The following is a 17,703-nucleotide window of genomic DNA, read 5'->3' on the forward strand; positions in this document are numbered from 1 at the left end:
TGGGTCAGGCCGGACGAGATCCGGCCTGACTGTCCCGCACCGCTTGCCGTTCGATCTCCGAGTTCAGCTCGGCGCCGAACATGATGACGATCGCCGACATCCACATCCACGTCATCAGGCCGATCGCCGCGCCGAGCGAGCCGTAGGTTGCGTTGTAATTGGCGAAGGCCGAAAGATACCAGGACAGCAGCGACGAGCCGGCGATCCAGAGCAGGGCGGCCGTCACCGCGCCGACGCTCAGCCATTGCCAGCGCGGCGCATCGCGGCTGGGCGCGAAGCGATAGAGGATGGCGAGCGCGGCCAGCAGGATGACGAGCAGCAACGGCCAGCGTGCGAGCGCCACGATAAGCCTGCTCTCCGGTGCGAGGCCGAGATGGTCGAGTGCGAGCGGGAAGGCGACCACCGCGCTGACCATCAGCAGGAGCGCGGCGATGGCGCCGACCGTGAAGGTCAGGGAAATCAGGTTCAGCTTGATGAAGCCGCGCTTCTCGCGCGCCTCATAGGCGACGTTGAGGGCGTCGAAGATGGCTTTGACGCCGGCATTAGCGCTCCAGATTGCGAGCACGAGGCCGAACAGGAAGGCGGCGCCGAGGGCCGTATTGCCGTTCGACACCACGCGCGCGACTTGGTCCTCGACGATCTGGAATGTGCCCGCGGGCAGCATCATCGCCAGCGTCCGCAGATTGCCGCTGATGGTCGCGGGATCGGCGAACAGTCCGTAGGACGAGACCAGCGCGGTCACGGCCGGGAAGATCGCGAGCAATCCGAAAAAGACGACGCCGCCGGCGGTTGCGAGCAGACGATCGTCGTCGATGCGCTGATACGTGCGCCGGAAAATGTCCTTCCAGCCGGTCCAGGGGATCGCGAACGGGCCTGTCGCGCGGCGGCCATGGCCAGGCTGCGCGGCGGCGCCTGCCGGGCTCGTTTCCGGCGCGTTCACCGCGCTGCTGCGGTGGTCATGCGGAGTCCCCGACGGGATCAGGCCGGACTCCTGAAAGTAGCGTTCCGCGGTCAACACCAGGACGGCGGTGGCGGCAACCAGCAGCCAGCTGTCGAGCTGCTCGGGGCGCCGCACCGGCATTTCAGGCGTCCAATCCGGGGCGTTGGTGCCTCCGGCGTGCCACCGTGAACCCCAACAGCCCGACGGCCGCGAGCATCAGGCCAAGCTGCACGGGTCGGTTGGTCCTGGCTGACGATGTATTGCCGCCAAAGCTCTGTTCATGGCTCCGTTCGCCCGGCGCGAGCGGCGCCAGCGGGATCGCCGTCGCGACTTCCTTGACCGCCTGCTTGACGGTTCCGCGCGGGATGCGCGGGGTCGCGATCGCGACGCGCATGCGGCTGGCAAGTGGCACGATCGGCCTGGTCTTGCGGTTCATCTGCGCCATTGCTGCCCCGGCACAGGTTCCTGCCAGCACCAGGAGCACGAGTGCGACCGCGCCAAAACCCCAGAATTGTCCGTAGGTCATGGCGACCCAGCGGTAGAGAGCGATCAGGCCGACGAAGAAAGTCGCGACCACAAACAGCCCGGCCGCCGCAAACAATCCCGCGGCGACCGCATAAGAGGTCACGTGTCCGGTAGCCTGATTGGTGCGGTCGCGCAGGTAGGACTGGGCGGCGCGCTTGAGATGGTTGAGTTTCAGCGCCATGCCGGCGCGCAGCAATTCGCCCGATGGCGCGAGCATGCGGACATCCTCCAGGAACGAGAAAAGTCGTCGGGGGATGAACGTGACGGGATTTGACTAGTTCCGCCGGACCGTGTGTTGCCGGGCCGGATCAGGCCAGATCGGCGGCCGCGATCCAGAACACCTCGCCCTCGGACTCCTCGGTGTCGAGCCAGAGCAGCGGCAGCTCGGGGAAGGCCTCGTCGACCAGTTCGCGGCCGCGGCCGATCTCGCAGATCAATCCGCCATCCGGCGTGAGATGATCGGGCGCATCGCGCAGGATGCGGCGCACCACGTCGAGACCGTCGGCCCCACCGTCGAAGGCGAGTTTCGGCTCGGCCCGGCATTCCGGCGGCAGCGCGGCCATGCCCTCGGCATCGACGTAAGGCGGGTTGGTGATGATCAGGTCGTATCTGCTGTCACCGAGCGGGGCGAACAGGTCGCCGCGATGGAGCGTGATCCGCTCATCGAGGCCGTGCTCGCCGACATTGCGCGCGGCGACTTCGATCGCGCCCTTGGAGATGTCGACCGCATCGACCGTGGCATTCTGGAAATGATACGCGGCGAGAATCGCGAGGCATCCCGATCCGGTGCAGAGATCGAGCACGCGCGCGACGGCGGCGGGATCGTCGATCAGCGAGCCGGCCTCATCCTCGCCGCCGAAATGCGACTCCAGCAGCTCGCCGATGAAGGAGCGGGGAACGATGACGCGCTCGTCGACATAGAAGGGCAGGCCGCGCATGTAGATCTTGTTGACGAGATAGGCGGCCGGTTTGCGCGTGGTGACGCGCCGATGGATGAGATCGAGGATGGTCTTGCCTTCCGCAACCGTGACGCGGGCGTGGGCGAAGGCCTCGAACTGGTCGGGATTGAGGTGCAGGGCCTCGCAAACCAGGAAGGCGGCTTCCGCGACCGGGTCGGTCGTGCCATGGGCAAAGGCGAGCTGTGCTTCGAGGAAGCGGCTCACGGCATAGCGGACGAAATCGAGCAGCGTGACAAGTTCGCCGGGGCCGACTTTGGCGAATTTTGGCGCGGCGCGGCCGCGCGTGGTCTTTTTCGAGGCCTTTGCCATCACGATTTCGTCCAGCGTGCGGCGGCCTCGTCGTCACGGGCATGGGCCTCGACCCAGCCGGAGCCGGTGGCGCTCTCTTCCTTCTTCCAGAAGGGGGCGCTGGTCTTGAGGTAATCCATCAGAAACTCGGCAGCCTCGAAGGCCGCCTTGCGGTGCTGCGAGGCTGTGAGCACCAGCACGATGTTCTGACCTGGCACGAACCGCCCGACGCGGTGGATGACGGTGACGCCGTTGAGCGGCCAGCGCGACACGGCCTCGTCGGCATGGCGCTTGATCTCGCCTTCCGCCATGCCGGGATAATGTTCGAGCGTGAGGGCCGAAACGTTCGCACTGTCCTCGTCGGCGCGGCAGATGCCGGAGAAGCTCACGACCGCGCCGATGTCGGTCCGGCTCCTGGTCAGGACCGCGATCTCGCGCGCGATGTCGAAATCGTCCGTCTGGATACGGATGGCGACAGGGCAGATCATGGCCTAGCCGCCGGTCATCGGCGGGAAGAACGCGATCTCGCGGGCTCCCGCGATAGCGGTGTCCGACTTGACGTGGGTGTGGTCGATCGCGGTCCGGATCACCTTCGGCTTTTCGAACGCATAGGCATAGGCCTCGCTCCGGCCGGACAGCCAGGCGATCAGTTCCTCGACGGTGCGCACGGTCGCCGGCGGCTCGATCGTCTCCTCGGCCTTGCCGACGCGCTCGCGCACCCAGGCAAAATACTTCACCTTCATGCCTCATCCTCCTTGATGAGGTGATGGATGCCGGAGCGGAAATAATCGTAGCCGGTGTACATGGTCAGGATCGCCGAGGCCCACAGCAGCAGCAGCCCGATCTGGGTCACGACAGGCACCACCTGGTCGCCGGCCTCGCCCGCGAGCAGGAAGCCGATGGCGACGAGCTGAACGGTGGTCTTCCATTTGGCGAGCTTGGTCACGGGCACGCTGACGCGGAGGGCGGCGAGATACTCGCGCAGGCCCGAGACCAGGATCTCGCGGCACAGGATCACGATGGCGGCCCACAGCGACCAGCCATGGATGATGCCGTCGGCGGCCAGCATGAGGAGGCACGAGGCGACCAGCAGCTTGTCGGCGATCGGGTCGAGCATCCGGCCGAAAGCCGATTGCTGATTCCAGATCCGGGCGTAATAGCCGTCGAGATAATCCGTGACCGCCGCGCCGATGAAGATCGCGACCGCGACCCAGCGCAGCCACAGCGGGTAGTCCATGATCGACTGCGCATAGATGCACCCGACCACGACCGGAATCGCGGCGATCCGGCCGTAGGTCAGGATGTTCGGGAGGGACATCGCGCGGCTGGTCGTCCCTCGTGTCGTGGCGATGTTCATCCGTCCTACCAATACCGCTCGTGCCTGAAGGTCAACCGTCCCGCTCCCCAAATGGGGTGCGGCATGCGACGACCATATGACCGGGCTCCCTTTGAGCCCCCTTTAGTTCACCCCGGCTGGGGATGGAAATAGTCGAAAATCCTGCGGGCGCTCTCGGCGCTCACCCCCGGAACCTTGCCGAGATCGGCGATCGAGGCCCGTTCGATCTCCTTCAGGGTTCCGAAATGATGCAGCAAGGCACGTTTGCGTGACGGGCCGATGCCCGGAATCTCCTGCAAACCGGCCTCGCGGATGTCTTTCTTGCGCAGCTTGCGGTGCGAGCCGATGACGAAGCGGTGGGCCTCGTCCCGCAGCCGCTGGATGAAATAGAGCACGGGGTCGCGCGGCTCCAGCTTGATCGCCTCGCGCTCCGGCATGAACAGGGTCTCGCGGCCCGCATCCCGGTCCGGCCCCTTGGCGACCGACATCAGCGATACCTGGGTCAGGCCGAGATTTGCAAAGATTTCCCTGACCGCATTGAGCTGGCCGCGGCCGCCGTCGATGATGACGAGGTCGGGCCATTGCGGGAAATCGTCGTCCTTGGTTTTGGCCGCGCCCTCTTCGGGCGGGTTGATCAGGCGCTTGAAGCGGCGCTCCAGCACCTCGCGCATCATGGCGAAGTCGTCGCCCGGCGTGATCCCTTCCGATTTGATGTTGAACTTGCGGTACTGGTTTTTGACGAAGCCATCGGGCCCGGCGACGATCATGGCGCCGACCGCGTTGGTGCCCTGGATGTGGCTGTTGTCGTAGACCTCGATGCGCTTGGGCGCGTGGGGCAGGCTCAGCGTCGTGGCGATGGCGTCCAGCAACCGGCTCTGCGTCGCGGTGTCCGCGAGCTTGCGGCCGAGCGCCTCGCGCGCATTGGTCAGCGCGTGGGCGACGAGCTCCTTCTTCTCGCCGCGCTTGGGCGTGGTGACCTCGATCTTGTGGCCGGCCTTGATCGACAGCGCATTGGCGAGCAGCTCGCTCTCCTCGATCTCGTGGGAGAGCAGGATGTTCTTCGGCGGCGGCTTGTCGTCGTAGAACTGGGCGAGGAAGGACCCCAGCACTTCTTCCGGCGTATAGGTCTTTTCCGCCCGCGGGAAATAGGCGCGGTTGCCCCAGTTCTGCCCGGTGCGGAAGAAGAACACTTCGACGCAGAAGAAGCCGCCCTCCTGGTGCACCGCGAACACGTCGGCTTCCTCCACCGTGCGCGGATTGATGCCCTGCTGCGACTGGATCGCGGAGAGCGCGGCGAGGCGGTCGCGGTAGAGCGCGGCGGTCTCGAATTCGAGCTCGCCGGAGGCTTTCTCCATCTCGCCGGCGAGCTCCTGCTTCACCGCATGGCTCTTGCCGGACAGGAAGTCGGTCGCCTCGCGCACCAGCGTCGTATAGCCGGGGAAATCGATTTCGCGGGTGCAGGGGCCGGCGCAGCGGCGGATCTGGTAGAGCAGGCAGGGCCGGCTTCGGCTCTCGAAAAAGGAATCGGTGCAGGAGCGGATCAGGAACGCGCGCTGCAACGCCGTGATGGTGCGGTTGACGGCGCCGGCGGAGGCGAACGGGCCGAAATAGCGTCCGGGCCGCGATTGCGCGCCACGATGCTTCAGGATCTGCGGCGCCCAATGATCGCCGGTGATCAGGATGTAGGGAAACGATTTGTCGTCGCGCAGCTGCACGTTGAAGCGCGGCCGGAGCTGCTTGATGAGGTTGGCTTCCAGCAGCAGCGCCTCGGTCTCGGTATTGGTCGAGATGATCTCGACGGTCACCGTGGCGGCGATCATGCGCAGGATGCGCGCGGGCTGCGGCGCGCTCTGTCGTGCGTAGTTGGACAGGCGCTTTTTGACGTTCTTGGCCTTGCCGACATAGAGCACGTCGGCATTCGCACTGAGCATGCGATAGACGCCGGGCGAGGTGGGGGCGAGCCGGACCGCGCGCTCGATCGCCTCATGGCCGGTCGCAAGCGGCTCCTCGCCGATGGCGCCGCTCTCTTCGAGGATATCGGGCAGCAGCGCGTCGTCCTCGTCGTCGCCGCCGGTGGCGGGATCGACGTCCGGCGTCGCCAGCCCCTCGGGCGGGGCGTCGGCCCCAGCGCCGCGCAGCGCTTTGCGCGCGCGGTCGTCGGGATTGTCGGTGGAATCGTGAGCCATGATGCGAATTTAGGCGCTGGGGGGGCCGATTTGAAGTTCCGGCTGTGCGGCACGCACAGCAATGGCGGCGTGGTTCCCGGTAACGCTTGCTTAAGCCTGTTAACAGCGCGGTAACCCGGCTTAACAGGCCTTTAACTTAAAACTCTCGATAAATCTTACGCGAAAAGTTCTTGGTTCCGTAACCATGCGGTTTTGCCTTGCGTGGCGGCGCGGGCACGCGCGGGGGCGGCAGTTGCGTTGGAGAGTACCGATGAAGAGGTTCGTTGTAGGCGCAGCCGCGTTGGTTGCTGCCGGCTGGACAGCTTCGGCAGAGGCCGCCGATATGAATTACGGAGGGCGTGCGCCCTACACCGTCAACCAGCCGCTCAACGCCTATAGCTGGGCTGGCCCGTATCTCGGCGGCAACGTTGGTTACGAGTGGGGCTCGGTCGACAACAATCCCGCCAAGCCGTCCGGCTTCGTCGGCGGCGTGCAGGCCGGCTACAATTTCCAGAACGGTCCGTGGGTGTTCGGTGTCGAGGGCGACATCCAGGCCGCAGGCGCCGACGACACCTTCGCGCCGTGGAAGTTCTCAAATCCCTGGTTCGGCACCCTGCGCGGCCGCGCCGGCTATGCCTTCAGCAACGTGCTGTTCTACGGCACCGCGGGCCTTGCCTTCGGTGAGCTGCGTGCGCAGACCTTCGGCTGGACGGAGTCGCACACCAGCGCCGGCTGGACCATCGGTGCCGGTGCCGAACTCGGCCTCGCGCCGAACTGGAGCGTGAAGCTCGAATATCTCTACATCGATCTGTCGACGAGCCAGTTCGCAATTACGGGCGTGTCAAACGGCTATAGCGCCAGCGTTGTGCGCGCAGGCGTGAACTATCACTTCTGATAGCTGAAGAAGAAAATACCGGACAACAACCTCCCGGCCGCTCGCGGCCGGGACTTTTTTTGCGCCAGGTGTTCTTCGCGAAGCGTTCGCTTGGAAATACGCTAGGAGAGAATGACTAAATTGACCGCCTTGGGTCCCTTCCCCTTCTTGTCCGGCTCGACTTCAAAAGTGATGCGCTGTCCTTCGGCAAGGTCCTTTAGTCCGGCCCGCTCTACAGCAGTAATGTGCACGAAAACATCGCGACCACCGTCATCCGGTTTGATGAAGCCGTAGCCGCGCTCGCCGTTGAAAAACTTGACCGTTCCCGTCATGGCCATCGGGAAACTCCCCCTCATTGCTCCTCCGTCGTGACGCAGACTCACGTCACGACATGACCGGGCATTACGAAGCCCGGGAGCTGGCCATCCTTGGGCGGACCTTTCGGCCCGGTCGGATCTTTCTTAGGCCTTCACTCCGCCGCAACCATTCGCGGAAGCGGAACGTAAAGCCAGTCACGGAAACAGCATAATACGGTTCGTTGCGGATTGACTACCGCTCCTGCATATTTTTCCCAAGAATGCCGGAGTGTTACGGCCTGGTGTTAAGGCTTGGGCACCTCTAATCGGAATCTGGCAGCGCCGCCTTGTCCGAGCGGCATTTCCAGCTCCGGCAGGATCGTCTTGAGCTCGCCGTGCAACGTGTAGGGCGGATTGACGATCAAGAGGCCGGTCGAGGTGAGGGCTGCGCCGTCGGCTTGCGGTGCGACGCTGAATTCGAGGCGCAGACATTTTCCCGGCGGTTTTGCTGCGGCTGCGAGCCGCGCCACTGATTGCGCCAGGGTGTCGGTGGCGCGCCGGCTCTTGGCCGGATACCAGATTACGTAGATACCGGTCGGCCATTTCGTGAAAGCGGCCGAGAAGGCTTCGCCCAGCTTTTCGAACTCGTCCTTGGCCTCGAAGGGCGGGTCGATCAGCACGAGGCCGCGCCGCTCCTTTGGCGGCACGAAGGCCGGCAGCGCCACCCAGCCGTCGAGATCGACCACGCGGGCCTGTTCGTCGCGGCGCAACACGGCGATCAGCGCCTTGCGCGCCTTCGGCTCGAGCTCGCAGGCGACGAGGCGATCCTGCGGCCGCATCAGGCCGCGCGCGATCAGCGGCGAGCCCGGATAAGCCTTGAGTTCGCCCTTCGGATTGAAGGCGCGGACGATGTCGAGATACGGCTTTATCAGCGTGATGGCGTCGTTCGACAGGCGCGCCTGCAGCAGCCGTGCGATCCCCGTCAGCCACTCGCCGCCACGCTGCGCCTCGTCGCTTTCCAGATCGTACAGGCCGGCGCCGGCGTGGGTGTCGATGACGCGGAACGCCCCCGGCTTGTCCTGGAGATAGGTGATGATGCGTGCCAGCACGATGTGCTTGATGACATCGGCGAAGCTGCCGGCATGGAAGGCGTGGCGGTAATTCATGGGAAGAGCACTACGCCACGTGACGGCCCGAGCAAAGGGGCACGAGAGCTGCGGCTACCCACCCCTGATCGGCGGCATCGTCACCTGGTCACGCCGGCAGGCGCGGCGATCGGTTTCCTCGCAGGCGCGGAATTGAAGGTCCTTGCTGAGGCAGATGCGCACCTCGGAAAGGCGCGTCCGGTTGCACGTGACCGAGACGGCTGCGTTGCTCAGGCCCGGATTGGCCTTGATGAAGGCTTCCTCGACCTCCGCCGGCGCCACGGTCTTGGCTTGCGACAGGTCGAGATACTCGGCCGGAATCTTGATCGCGGCGCGCGCTTTGCGGATCGTCTCGAAATAGTTGCGGTCGGTCAGCCCCGCGCAGGTGCCGTGCTTGTCCCATTCGTTGAAGATCAGGCCCGGCGCCGGCATCAGATCGAGCATCGAGGAGACGATGCTGCGGTTCAGCCGCGGCGCCGGCCGCTGGCAATATTCCGGAAAACCGTTCTCATATTGCGGCCACAGCCCGTGCACGACGAAAGCATAGGGCCGGCCGCCGCACTGGATCTGCGAGCGGCCGCCGCGCTCGGCCGCCTCCTCGCAGAACGAGGGCGACCACGACAGCGACAGCACATAGAAATCGAATTCGCCGGGCGCGTTCTGCCGCCTGTCCTGGGCCTTGGCGCCGCCGGCGAGCGCGGCCAGGCCGGCGGCGATCGTCAGCGAGATCACCAGGCGGGAGAACGAATGCAATCTGGAATGAAACATGGCGACGCCCCTCAACTAGACTGTGCATCGAGCCTAGCAGGCGATAAGAACATTTCAAGAACAAATTTCAGGCGGCCATCGGTTGGCCGCTTGAGCAGTCCGAATCAAGGCTGTCGAATTACTGCCGGGCGGCGCGGCAGGCCGGATTGTAGGCCCAGTTGCGGTCGAGCCCGACCACGCACCATTCGACGCCATTGCCATAGCCGGCGAAGCCGCCGTCCTCGATGATCGAGAAATGCACCTTGCGCATCTTGCCGTCAGTCAGCATGGCCTCGCCGGTGCAATAGCGGCGCGGAATGTTGTCGGACTGCCAGGGCCGGAACGCGACCTCGTGCACGGCAGCGAAGCCGGTGATCTTCAACGAGGAATTCCAGAACGAGCTTTCCTTTTCCCAGAACTGGGTGGCGATCGTCGGCAGTGCCTTGTCGCAATCGGCGACGGCGCCGTCATAGCGCGGTCCGCTCAGCCAGAAGTTCAGCTCCAGCGGATTGGCGGCCTTGGCCTCGCCGAGCGACAGCGCTCCGAACATCAGGCCGAGCATGGCGGCAAAGCGGAACGATTTGAGGAAGAGGGCGCGCATGGGCAATCCAGACAGCATGATCTGCGAGAGGCGGACGGTGCCGCGAAGGCCGGGGGAGGTCAAGTGCAGCGCGGCAACACTTCGCCAGGAGTTGACCATGACGTCGCAGCCAACCGGGCTTCAGTTCTTTTCATGGCCAGTCCGGCACCGTAAACTGGTGCCAACCAATTGGAGTGACGGGAATGCGAATCATTGCGGCCGCGGGCCTTCTTGCCGGCCTGGTTTTTCTGGGGGGGACGGCGAGCCAGTCGGCGCGCGCCGATATCCTTCCGGTGCCTCCGTTCAAGGGCAACGACACCGGCGGCATCATCGCCTATTCGATGGCGACCCAGGTCGATGCGCGGCAGGTCGCGGTCGATCACTGCGCGCGCTACGGCAAGGTCGTCAAATTCCTCGGCGTTCAGGCCTATGAGGGCGGTTACATCTCGTTTTCCTGCCGCTGGGTGCCCTATGGCGCCGCCGACCGGCCGATCCGCACGCTGTACTGAGGCGCTGTCGTAGCGCCGCAATCTCTCAGCCGGGAGCCTTTGACATGACGCGCAAGCTCGCTTTGCTCGGCTCGGCCGTTTGCCTCGTGTTGTCGGCAGCCAGCGCCTGCGCCGACGACCTGCCGGTGCGCAAGGCCGGCCTGTGGGAAATGAAGATGGTCAGGAGCGGCTCGCAGATGCCGGAAATGACCATGCAGCACTGCACCGACGAGACCGTCGACAAGGAGATGAACAACAACGTCTCCCCGATGGCCAAGCAGATCTGCGCCAAGCAGGACATCAAGAAGACGGCGACCGGTTATGTCACCGATTCCGAGTGCAGCGTCGCCGGCGTCAGCACCACCTCGCATGCCGAGATCACGGGCGATTTCAACTCGGCCTATACTGTGAAGACCACCATGCACGCGCAAGGCGGCGCCGCTGGCAGCGCGGGCCGCGATACGACGATGCAGCTCGAAGCGAAATGGCTGGGCGCCTGCAAGCCGGAGCAGAAGCCCGGCGACATCGTGATGCCCGGCGGTTTCAAGATGAACGTGCGCGACATCGACAAGCTGAAGGCGTTGCTGCCGAAGTAGAGTTGGATCGTCTTGAGACCGTAGCCCGGATGGAGCGAAGCGAAATCCGGGGCCTTGCATCGATCGCGAAGACAGAATCCCGGATTGCGCTGCGCTCCATCCGGGCTACGTCATCAGCTACACCGGAATCCGCACGCTCGCCCGTAATCCCCCCATCGGGCTGTCGCCGAGGGTGATATCGCCGCCATGCGAGCGGGCGATGTCGCGGGCGATGGCGAGGCCAAGGCCGGTACCGCCTTCGTCCTGGTTGCGGGCGTTGTCCAGGCGCAGGAACGGCTTGAACACTTCTTCGCGCAAGTGCGCGGGAATCCCCGGCCCGTCGTCGTCGACCGTGACGGTCAAATAACGGTGATCGCGCTGGCCGGTGATGGCGATGCTCTTGCCGTAGCGCGCCGCGTTGGTGACGAGGTTGGCGAGGCAGCGCTTGAACGAGGCCGGCTTCACGGTGACCACGGGCAGGCCGTGGAATGCCACCGTCGCGGCATGGCCGTGGCGCTCGGCGTCGCTGCGCAGCTCTTCGAGCGCCTGCGCCATGTCGGTCGGCTGCGACTGCTCACCGGAATCGCCGCGGGCGAAGGCGAGGTAGTCCTCCAGCATCATCGACATCTCGTCGACGTCCTTGCGCATGCCTTCGAGCTCGGGGCTGTCGCCGATCAGCTCCAGCTCGAGCTTGAAGCGGGTGAGGATGGTGCGCAGATCGTGGCTGACGCCGGCGAGCATCGCGGTGCGCTGCTCCATCGTGCGTTCGATTCGCGATTTCATTTCAAGGAAGGCAATCGACGCGCGTCGCACCTCGCGCGCGCCGCGCGGGCGGAAGTTCGGGGCTTCGCGGCCCTTGCCGAAACTTTCGGCGGCGTCCGCAAGGCGCAGGATCGGCTTGATCTGGTTGCGCAGGAACAGCACCGCGACGATCAGCAGGATCGAGGACGTGCCGACCATCCAGAACAGGAAGATTTCCGAGTTCGAGGCATAGGCGGCGCTGCGCTGCGCGAACACGCGCATCACGGCGTCGTCGAGCTGGATGCGGATCTCGACCAGATTGGAGCGGCCGACCGTGTCGATCCAGAACGAGCGCCCGATCTGGCGGCCGAGCTGCACCGAGAGCGTCTGGTCGAGCAGCGAGAAGAACGGCTTTGGTCCCGGCGGCGGCATGTCGCCGGCGGGCAGGAAGTCGACGACGAGGCCGAGCCGCTGCTGGGCGATGCGGCGGATCTCGTTGCGGTCCTTGTCCTGCGGATAGCCCTTGTAGACGTCGATCAGCGCGGCGATGTCCTGCACCACCGCGGCCGACAGGCGGCGCGTCACCGTGTTCCAGTGCCGCTCCATGAACACGAAGGCGACGACCGATTGCAGGATCACCATCGGCACGATCATGATGAGCAGCGCGCGGGCATAGAGGCCGGTCGGCATCCAGCCCTTGAACGCGTTGCCCATCCAGCCATTGGCGGCGGAGACGCGGCCGGCCGCGCTCTTGAGCAGCGTCAGGCCGGTATCGATCGTGCTCATCGGTCGCGCTTCACTTGATCTATGGCGAGGCCACCAGCCGGTAGCCGATGCCGCGCACCGCCTGGAGGAACAGCGGATTGGCGGGGTCGGTCTCGATCTTGCGCCTGAGGCGGTTGATCTGCACGTCGACGGCGCGCTCGTTGACGCTGCCATTGCCGGTCAGCGCGCTGCGCGGCACGGTCTCGCCCGGTGTTTCCGAGAGGATGCGCAGCATCTCGCGCTCGCGGTCGGTGAGGTGGATGACCTCCTCGCCCTGGCGCAATTCGCCGCGGTCGAGATGGTAGATGTAGGGGCCGAATGCGATCTTCTCCACCGCGATGGTCTGCGGCGGCGGGGCGGCGCGCTTGAGGATGTTGTTGATGCGCAGCGCAAGCTCGCGCGGCTCGAACGGTTTTGCCACGTAATCGTCTGCGCCGATCTGGAGGCCCTCGATGCGGGCCTCCGCCTCGTGCCGCGCCGTCAGCATCACGATCGGGACCGAGGACGAGGTCCGGATGAAGCGGGCGAGGTCGAAGCCGGTCTCGCCGGGCATCATGACGTCGAGGATCAGGAGGTCGAAATGCAGGCCGAGCAGCTTCGAACGCGCATCGCCGGCGCTCGCCGCGGTCGTGACCCGATAGCCTTCGCTGGCGAGGAAGCGCGACAACAGATCGCGGATGCGGCGGTCGTCGTCGACCAGGAGAAGATGCGGGGCATCGTCGGCCGGTTCGACCGGCGGGCGGGCGAGCGTGGCAGCGAGCGGCACGGTCACTCCTTTCCGTCTTGATTGACGTTGGCGAAGATCGTCTCCAGCACCTTGTCCGGATCGTCGCGGTCGATCATCGCACGCAGGAAGCGCTTGACGGTCTCGGCATCCTGCGGCGCCATCTCGGCGAGCGCCCTGGTGATCCGCGTGGTCTGGAGACCGGCGAGCTTCTGCACCAGCGCCTCGCCCTTGGGCGTGGCAAAGAGCAGCCGCTGGCGACGATCATTGTCGCCGGTCTTCTGCACGATGTAGCCCTCGTCCAGCAGCTGCTTGAGCACCCGGCCGAGCGATTGTTTGGTGATGCGCAGGACGTCGAGCAGGTCGGCGACCTTGAGGCCGGGATAGCGATAGACGAAGTGCATGACCCGGTGATGGGCCCGGCCGAAGCCGAAAGCCTCCAGCTCCTGGTCGGGATCGCCGACGAAATCGCGATAGGCGAAGAACAGCAGCTCGATGATATCCCAGCGCAAATTGCCTCCATCGCCTGCCGCCGGCCGAGGCTCGGCAGCGTCTTGAGGGGGAGTCGCGAAATTTATGTCAGGCATATTGACGTATCTTGGGTTCAATGTTACAAAACGATCAGCCCGCACGAAATTTTAGATCGTTTCGCGTCGGGTGGCATCGAAGCAGGGCGGCCGGAGTGAGCCGGACAGGCGGCGACGGCCGGAGCAGATCTACCGTGCGATTGTCGAGCGGCATTTCGACAAAACATACTGGACTTCCGCCTTCCGCAAAAGCATGTCCTCGGCGGCATGCTGGCCACGGAAACCGGCCGTAACAAGGCTGGCGGTGGTCCGGCCAGAAACCACATCAAGCCAGCCGGGCCCGAAACAGGGTCGGCAGGCGCCAGAACAGCGCCGCCATCGGCAGCGGGAGCCAAGGACATGAGCATGACATTCGACATCCAGCCCGCATCCAATCCTACTCCAGAGAAGGACCGTGTCGCCAAGCTGGTGGACCCCGGTTTCGGGCGCGTCTTCAGCGATCACATGGCGATCGTCCGCTACAACCAGGCCAAGGGCGGCTGGTACGAGGCGAAGATCGAGGCGCGCGCCAACTTCCAGCTCGATCCGGCCGGCGCCGTCCTGCACTACGCCCAGGAAATCTTCGAGGGCCTCAAGGCCTACAAGCGCGACGACGGCGGCGTGAACCTGTTCCGCCCCGACGCCAATGCGCGCCGCTTCAGGGACTCGGCCGACCGCATGGCGATGGCGCAGCTCCCCGAGGAAATCTTCATCGATGCAGTCGAGCAGGTCGTGCGCATCGACCGCGCCTGGATGCCGGGCGGCGAGGGCAGCCTGTACCTGCGGCCCTTCATGATCGCGAGCGAGACCTTCCTCGGCGTCAAGCCGTCGTCCGAATACATCTTTGCGGTGATCGCCTCGCCGGTCGGCTCCTATTTCAAGGGCGGGCCTGCCCCGGTCTCGATCTGGGTGTCGGAGAATTACACGCGCGCAGCCGTCGGCGGCACCGGCGCCGTCAAATGCGGCGGCAATTATGCCGCGAGCCTGCGCGCGCAGGCCGAGGCGATCCAGCACGGCTGCGACCAGGTCGTCTTCCTCGACGCGATCGAGCGCCGCTACATCGAGGAGCTCGGCGGCATGAACGTGTTCTTCGTGTTCGACGACGGCTCGCTGTCGACGCCGCCGCTCGGCACGATCCTGCCCGGCATCACCCGCGACTCCATCATCACGCTCGCCCGCGATGCCGGAAAGACCGTGCGCGAGGAGCCGTATTCGCTCGACCAGTGGCGCAAGGATGCAGCGAGCGGCAGGCTGAAGGAAGCCTTCGCCTGTGGCACCGCCGCCGTCATCTCGCCGATCGGCAAGGTCCGTTCGGTGAGCGGCGATTTCGAGATCAGCGGCGGCGCCGCCGGCCCGGTCGCCATGGGCCTGCGCAAGCAGCTCGTCGACATCCAGTACGGCCGCACCAACGATCCGCACAACTGGATCAAAAAGGTGTTTTGAGGTCTCGTGTCCCGGACGTGCTGCAGCGTGAAACGCTGCTGCGCAGAGCCGGGACCCATCTCGCCGCCACTTGACCCCGGATCAGCAGCGCACCACGCCGCCAGGAGGCGGCGCGCTGCGCAGCATCCGGGGAACGGAGCCAGCCGCGCGCCATGAACGGCCCGCCATGATCCCGCGACAAAGCCCGGAGATTATCAAGCATCCGGACATCGCGATCATGGCACCAAGGCTCTCCCAACCCATGAAATGGGTCGTTCTCGCCGCAATCACCGGCATCTCCGTCTTCGGCATCCTGACCATCGGTCCCGTGCATGAGGTCTCGGCGGATGACCACTCGCCGGTCGTCGACGTGCGCACCACCGATCCGGAAATGAACACGGCGATCGCGCGCGCCCGCGGTACGCTGCCGACCTTCTGGGCGTCCTACGAGGCGCCAAAACCTTCCGAAGCCGGGCATTCGCTGAAAGTGCGCTTTTCCACCCGCAAGGGCGGCGAGCACATCTGGATTGCCGACGTGAAGAAGCAGCCGGGCGGGACCTATACCGGTGTCTTCGCCAACGAGCCGCGCGATCTGCCCGGCAAACGGGCAGGCGATCCCGTCAAGTTCAGCGAAGCCGACATCTCGGACTGGATGTTCATGCGCAACGGCAAGATCGTCGGCGGGGAGACCATCAAGCCGACGCTGAAGTCGCTGCCCAAGGCGGACGCGGACGCGCTGAGGGCCCGGATGGAGCAGCCGTAGGGGCTGTCTTCCTTCTCCCCTTGCGGGAGAAGGTGGCGCGAAGCGCCGGATGAGGGGTTGTCTCCCCGAACTCAGTGTGGCGTTCGCGGATAGAACCCCTCACCCGTCTCGCCGCTAACGCGGCGAGCCACCCTCTCCCGCAGGGGGAGAGGGGAAAAGCCGGCGGTTGCCGCGTCCCGCGTCGGCTGGTAAACGCCGCGCATGGCCGAGAAACCCAAAAAACCCCAGAAACTGAAGGCGCGCCTGCCGCGCGGGCTCGAGGATCGCGATCCCGCCGCGATCCGGGCGACGCGCGAGATGGTCGAGAAGATCCGCGCCGTCTACGAGCTCTACGGTTTCGAGCCGGTGGAAACGCCGGCGATGGAATACACCGACGCGCTCGGCAAGTTCCTGCCCGACCAGGACCGCCCGAACGAGGGCGTGTTCTCGTTCCAGGACGACGACGAGCAGTGGATTTCGCTCCGCTACGATCTGACCGCGCCGCTCGCCCGCTATGTCGGCGAGCGCTACGGCACCGACGGTCTGGTCCTCCCCTACCGCAGCTACCGCGTCGGCTACGTCTTCCGCAACGAGAAGCCCGGCCCCGGCCGCTTCCGCCAGTTCATGCAGTTCGATGCCGACACGGTCGGCTCGGCGACGCCGGCGGCGGATGCCGAGATCTGCATGATGGCGGCGGACACGATGGAGGCGCTCGGCATCGCGCGCGGCTCCTATGTCGTGAAGGTCAACAATCGCAAAGTGCTCGACGGCGTTCTCGAAGCCATCGGGCTCGGCGGTGACGAGAATGCAGGCCGCCGGCTGACGGTGCTGCGCGCCATCGACAAGCTCGACAAGTTCTCAGCCGACGAAGTGCGCAAGCTGCTCGGCCCGGGACGATGGGATGGCGGCGAAGAAGGCAAGGGCGATTTTACGAAGGGCGCCAATCTCAGCACGGCTGAGGCCGACGTTGTTCTCGCCATCACCAAGCCGCGCGACGACTGGAAAGAGGCCATTGCCGCTGCAGAGACTTACCTCGCTAAGAGCGAAGTTGGTCAGGCCGGCGTGAGCGAGCTGGAAGAAATCGCAAAACTGGTGACGGCGTCAGGCTATGGCGCGGACCGCATCAAGATCGATCCCTCCGTCGTGCGCGGCCTCGAATATTACACCGGCCCAGTCTACGAGGTTGAGCTGTTGCTCGAGACCAAGGACGAGAAGGGCCGTCCTGTGCGCTTCGGCTCCGTCGGTGGCGGTGGGCGTTATGATGGCCTCGTCTCGCGCTTCCGTGGCGAGCCGGTGCCGGCGACCGGTTTCTCGATCGGCGTGTCCAGGCTTCAGGCCGCGCTGACGCTGCTCGGCAAGCTCGACACGCGGCCCGAATTCGGCCCCGTCGTCGTCACCGTGTTCGACCGCGACCGCGTCGCCGACTACCAGAAGATGGTGGCAAGCTTGCGCGCCGCCGGCATCCGCGCCGAGCTCTATCTCGGCAATCCCAAGAATATGGGCAACCAGCTCAAATATGCCGACCGCCGCCACTCACCCTGCGTGATCATCCAGGGTTCTGATGAAAAGGCGCGCGGCGAGCTTCAGATCAAGGACCTGATCGAGGGTGCGAAGGCTGCGGCCGCGATCGCCTCCAACCAGGAATGGCGCGAGACGCGCCCGGCGCAGTTCTCGTGCAGCGAAGCCGATCTCGTTTCAAAAGTGCGCGAGGTTCTGGCGCGCCATGACGTAAACTGGGGATAGCCATTCCGGCAGGCCGTCATGCCGGGCTTGTCCCGGGCATCCACGTCTTGTTTGATGGAAGAGAACGTGGATGGCCGGGACA

General features: G+C 65.2%; 20 protein-coding genes. 6 read left to right on the forward strand and 14 right to left on the reverse strand.

Translation table 11 applies throughout. From position 1 onward, the window contains the following. Positions 1-4: 4 nt before the first annotated feature. From PMI42_RS22710 to uvrC, 7 genes are all read right to left on the reverse strand, one after another. The gene (locus PMI42_RS22710) at positions 5-1,081 is read right to left on the reverse strand and encodes a YihY/virulence factor BrkB family protein (protein WP_008138363.1); all 1,077 of its coding nucleotides are present in this window, start codon (positions 1,079-1,081) and stop codon (positions 5-7) included. A gap of 1 nt (position 1,082) precedes the next feature. Beyond that, positions 1,083-1,682, reverse strand: coding sequence for a hypothetical protein (locus tag PMI42_RS22715; protein WP_008138365.1), 600 nt, complete (start codon positions 1,680-1,682; stop codon positions 1,083-1,085). A 91-nt stretch (positions 1,683-1,773) separates the two neighbouring features. Next, complete coding sequence (gene prmB / locus PMI42_RS22720) at positions 1,774-2,733, reverse strand: 50S ribosomal protein L3 N(5)-glutamine methyltransferase (protein WP_008138366.1); 960 nt, start codon at positions 2,731-2,733, stop codon at positions 1,774-1,776. Then, a complete protein-coding gene (locus PMI42_RS22725; protein WP_008138368.1) occupies positions 2,733-3,200 on the reverse strand; it encodes a molybdenum cofactor biosynthesis protein MoaE in 468 nt (155 codons plus the stop codon). Before PMI42_RS22725 ends, prmB begins: the two co-directional genes overlap by 1 nt. Before the next feature lie 3 nt (positions 3,201-3,203). Next, positions 3,204-3,455 carry a molybdopterin converting factor subunit 1 gene (gene moaD, locus PMI42_RS22730; protein ID WP_008138370.1) on the reverse strand — a complete coding sequence of 84 codons (252 nt, stop codon included), beginning with the start codon at positions 3,453-3,455 and terminating at the stop codon, positions 3,204-3,206. Next, on the reverse strand, positions 3,452-4,069 hold the full coding sequence (gene pgsA / locus PMI42_RS22735; RefSeq protein WP_008138372.1) for a CDP-diacylglycerol--glycerol-3-phosphate 3-phosphatidyltransferase: 618 nt from the start codon (positions 4,067-4,069) through the stop codon (positions 3,452-3,454). Before pgsA ends, moaD begins: the two co-directional genes overlap by 4 nt. Before the next feature lie 107 nt (positions 4,070-4,176). Beyond that, entirely contained in the window at positions 4,177-6,234 is a 2,058-nt protein-coding gene (gene uvrC, locus PMI42_RS22740) for an excinuclease ABC subunit UvrC (RefSeq protein WP_008138374.1), read from the reverse strand. A 250-nt stretch (positions 6,235-6,484) separates the two neighbouring features. On the opposite strand from uvrC, the gene PMI42_RS22745 reads away from it, so the two are divergent. Next, the gene (locus tag PMI42_RS22745; RefSeq protein WP_035966368.1) at positions 6,485-7,108 is read left to right on the forward strand and encodes an outer membrane protein; all 624 of its coding nucleotides are present in this window, start codon (positions 6,485-6,487) and stop codon (positions 7,106-7,108) included. Positions 7,109-7,209: 101 nt separating this feature from the next. Here PMI42_RS22745 and PMI42_RS22750 read toward each other — a convergent pair whose 3' ends face one another. The 4 genes from PMI42_RS22750 to PMI42_RS22765 form a co-directional block, all read right to left on the reverse strand. Beyond that, complete coding sequence (locus PMI42_RS22750) at positions 7,210-7,425, reverse strand: cold-shock protein (RefSeq protein ID WP_008544396.1); 216 nt, start codon at positions 7,423-7,425, stop codon at positions 7,210-7,212. Positions 7,426-7,688: 263 nt separating this feature from the next. After that, the gene (locus PMI42_RS22755) at positions 7,689-8,549 is read right to left on the reverse strand and encodes a 23S rRNA (adenine(2030)-N(6))-methyltransferase RlmJ (protein WP_008138379.1); all 861 of its coding nucleotides are present in this window, start codon (positions 8,547-8,549) and stop codon (positions 7,689-7,691) included. Between the two features lie 54 nt (positions 8,550-8,603). Beyond that, positions 8,604-9,296: a ribonuclease T2 family protein gene (locus PMI42_RS22760; protein WP_008138381.1), complete on the reverse strand. Its 693-nt coding sequence runs from the start codon at positions 9,294-9,296 to the stop codon at positions 8,604-8,606. A gap of 118 nt (positions 9,297-9,414) precedes the next feature. Further along, positions 9,415-9,876 carry a hypothetical protein gene (locus PMI42_RS22765; RefSeq protein ID WP_035966379.1) on the reverse strand — a complete coding sequence of 154 codons (462 nt, stop codon included), beginning with the start codon at positions 9,874-9,876 and terminating at the stop codon, positions 9,415-9,417. Positions 9,877-10,058: 182 nt separating this feature from the next. Between PMI42_RS22765 and PMI42_RS22770 the strand changes: the two genes are divergently transcribed. Together PMI42_RS22770 and PMI42_RS22775 are read left to right on the forward strand one after the other, a co-directional pair. Continuing rightward, positions 10,059-10,364, forward strand: a complete 306-nt coding sequence (locus PMI42_RS22770) for a hypothetical protein (RefSeq protein ID WP_008138385.1) — start codon at positions 10,059-10,061, stop codon at positions 10,362-10,364. 44 nt (positions 10,365-10,408) lie between these two features. Continuing rightward, positions 10,409-10,939: a DUF3617 domain-containing protein gene (locus PMI42_RS22775; RefSeq protein ID WP_008138387.1), complete on the forward strand. Its 531-nt coding sequence runs from the start codon at positions 10,409-10,411 to the stop codon at positions 10,937-10,939. A gap of 117 nt (positions 10,940-11,056) precedes the next feature. Here PMI42_RS22775 and PMI42_RS22780 read toward each other — a convergent pair whose 3' ends face one another. Genes PMI42_RS22780 through PMI42_RS22790 form a run of 3 tightly spaced genes read right to left on the reverse strand, consistent with a single transcriptional unit; the run spans position 11,057 to position 13,735 of the window. Further along, positions 11,057-12,445: an ATP-binding protein gene (locus PMI42_RS22780; protein ID WP_008138389.1), complete on the reverse strand. Its 1,389-nt coding sequence runs from the start codon at positions 12,443-12,445 to the stop codon at positions 11,057-11,059. Positions 12,446-12,464: 19 nt separating this feature from the next. Then, a complete protein-coding gene (locus PMI42_RS22785; RefSeq protein ID WP_035966372.1) occupies positions 12,465-13,196 on the reverse strand; it encodes a response regulator in 732 nt (243 codons plus the stop codon). Then, the gene (locus PMI42_RS22790; RefSeq protein WP_050994406.1) at positions 13,193-13,735 is read right to left on the reverse strand and encodes a MarR family winged helix-turn-helix transcriptional regulator; all 543 of its coding nucleotides are present in this window, start codon (positions 13,733-13,735) and stop codon (positions 13,193-13,195) included. The genes PMI42_RS22785 and PMI42_RS22790 overlap by 4 nt, the downstream gene beginning before the upstream one ends. A gap of 339 nt (positions 13,736-14,074) precedes the next feature. On the opposite strand from PMI42_RS22790, the gene PMI42_RS22795 reads away from it, so the two are divergent. From PMI42_RS22795 to hisS, 3 genes are all read left to right on the forward strand, one after another. Further along, positions 14,075-15,157 carry a branched-chain amino acid aminotransferase gene (locus tag PMI42_RS22795; protein ID WP_008138393.1) on the forward strand — a complete coding sequence of 361 codons (1,083 nt, stop codon included), beginning with the start codon at positions 14,075-14,077 and terminating at the stop codon, positions 15,155-15,157. 217 nt (positions 15,158-15,374) lie between these two features. Then, entirely contained in the window at positions 15,375-15,899 is a 525-nt protein-coding gene (locus PMI42_RS22800) for a YegJ family protein (protein WP_035966380.1), read from the forward strand. A 201-nt stretch (positions 15,900-16,100) separates the two neighbouring features. Beyond that, complete coding sequence (gene hisS, locus PMI42_RS22805) at positions 16,101-17,621, forward strand: histidine--tRNA ligase (RefSeq protein ID WP_008138395.1); 1,521 nt, start codon at positions 16,101-16,103, stop codon at positions 17,619-17,621. Positions 17,622-17,703: the final 82 nt, after the last annotated feature.

It is taken from the genome of Bradyrhizobium sp. YR681 (assembly GCF_000282615.1).
Classification (GTDB): domain Bacteria; phylum Pseudomonadota; class Alphaproteobacteria; order Rhizobiales; family Xanthobacteraceae; genus Bradyrhizobium.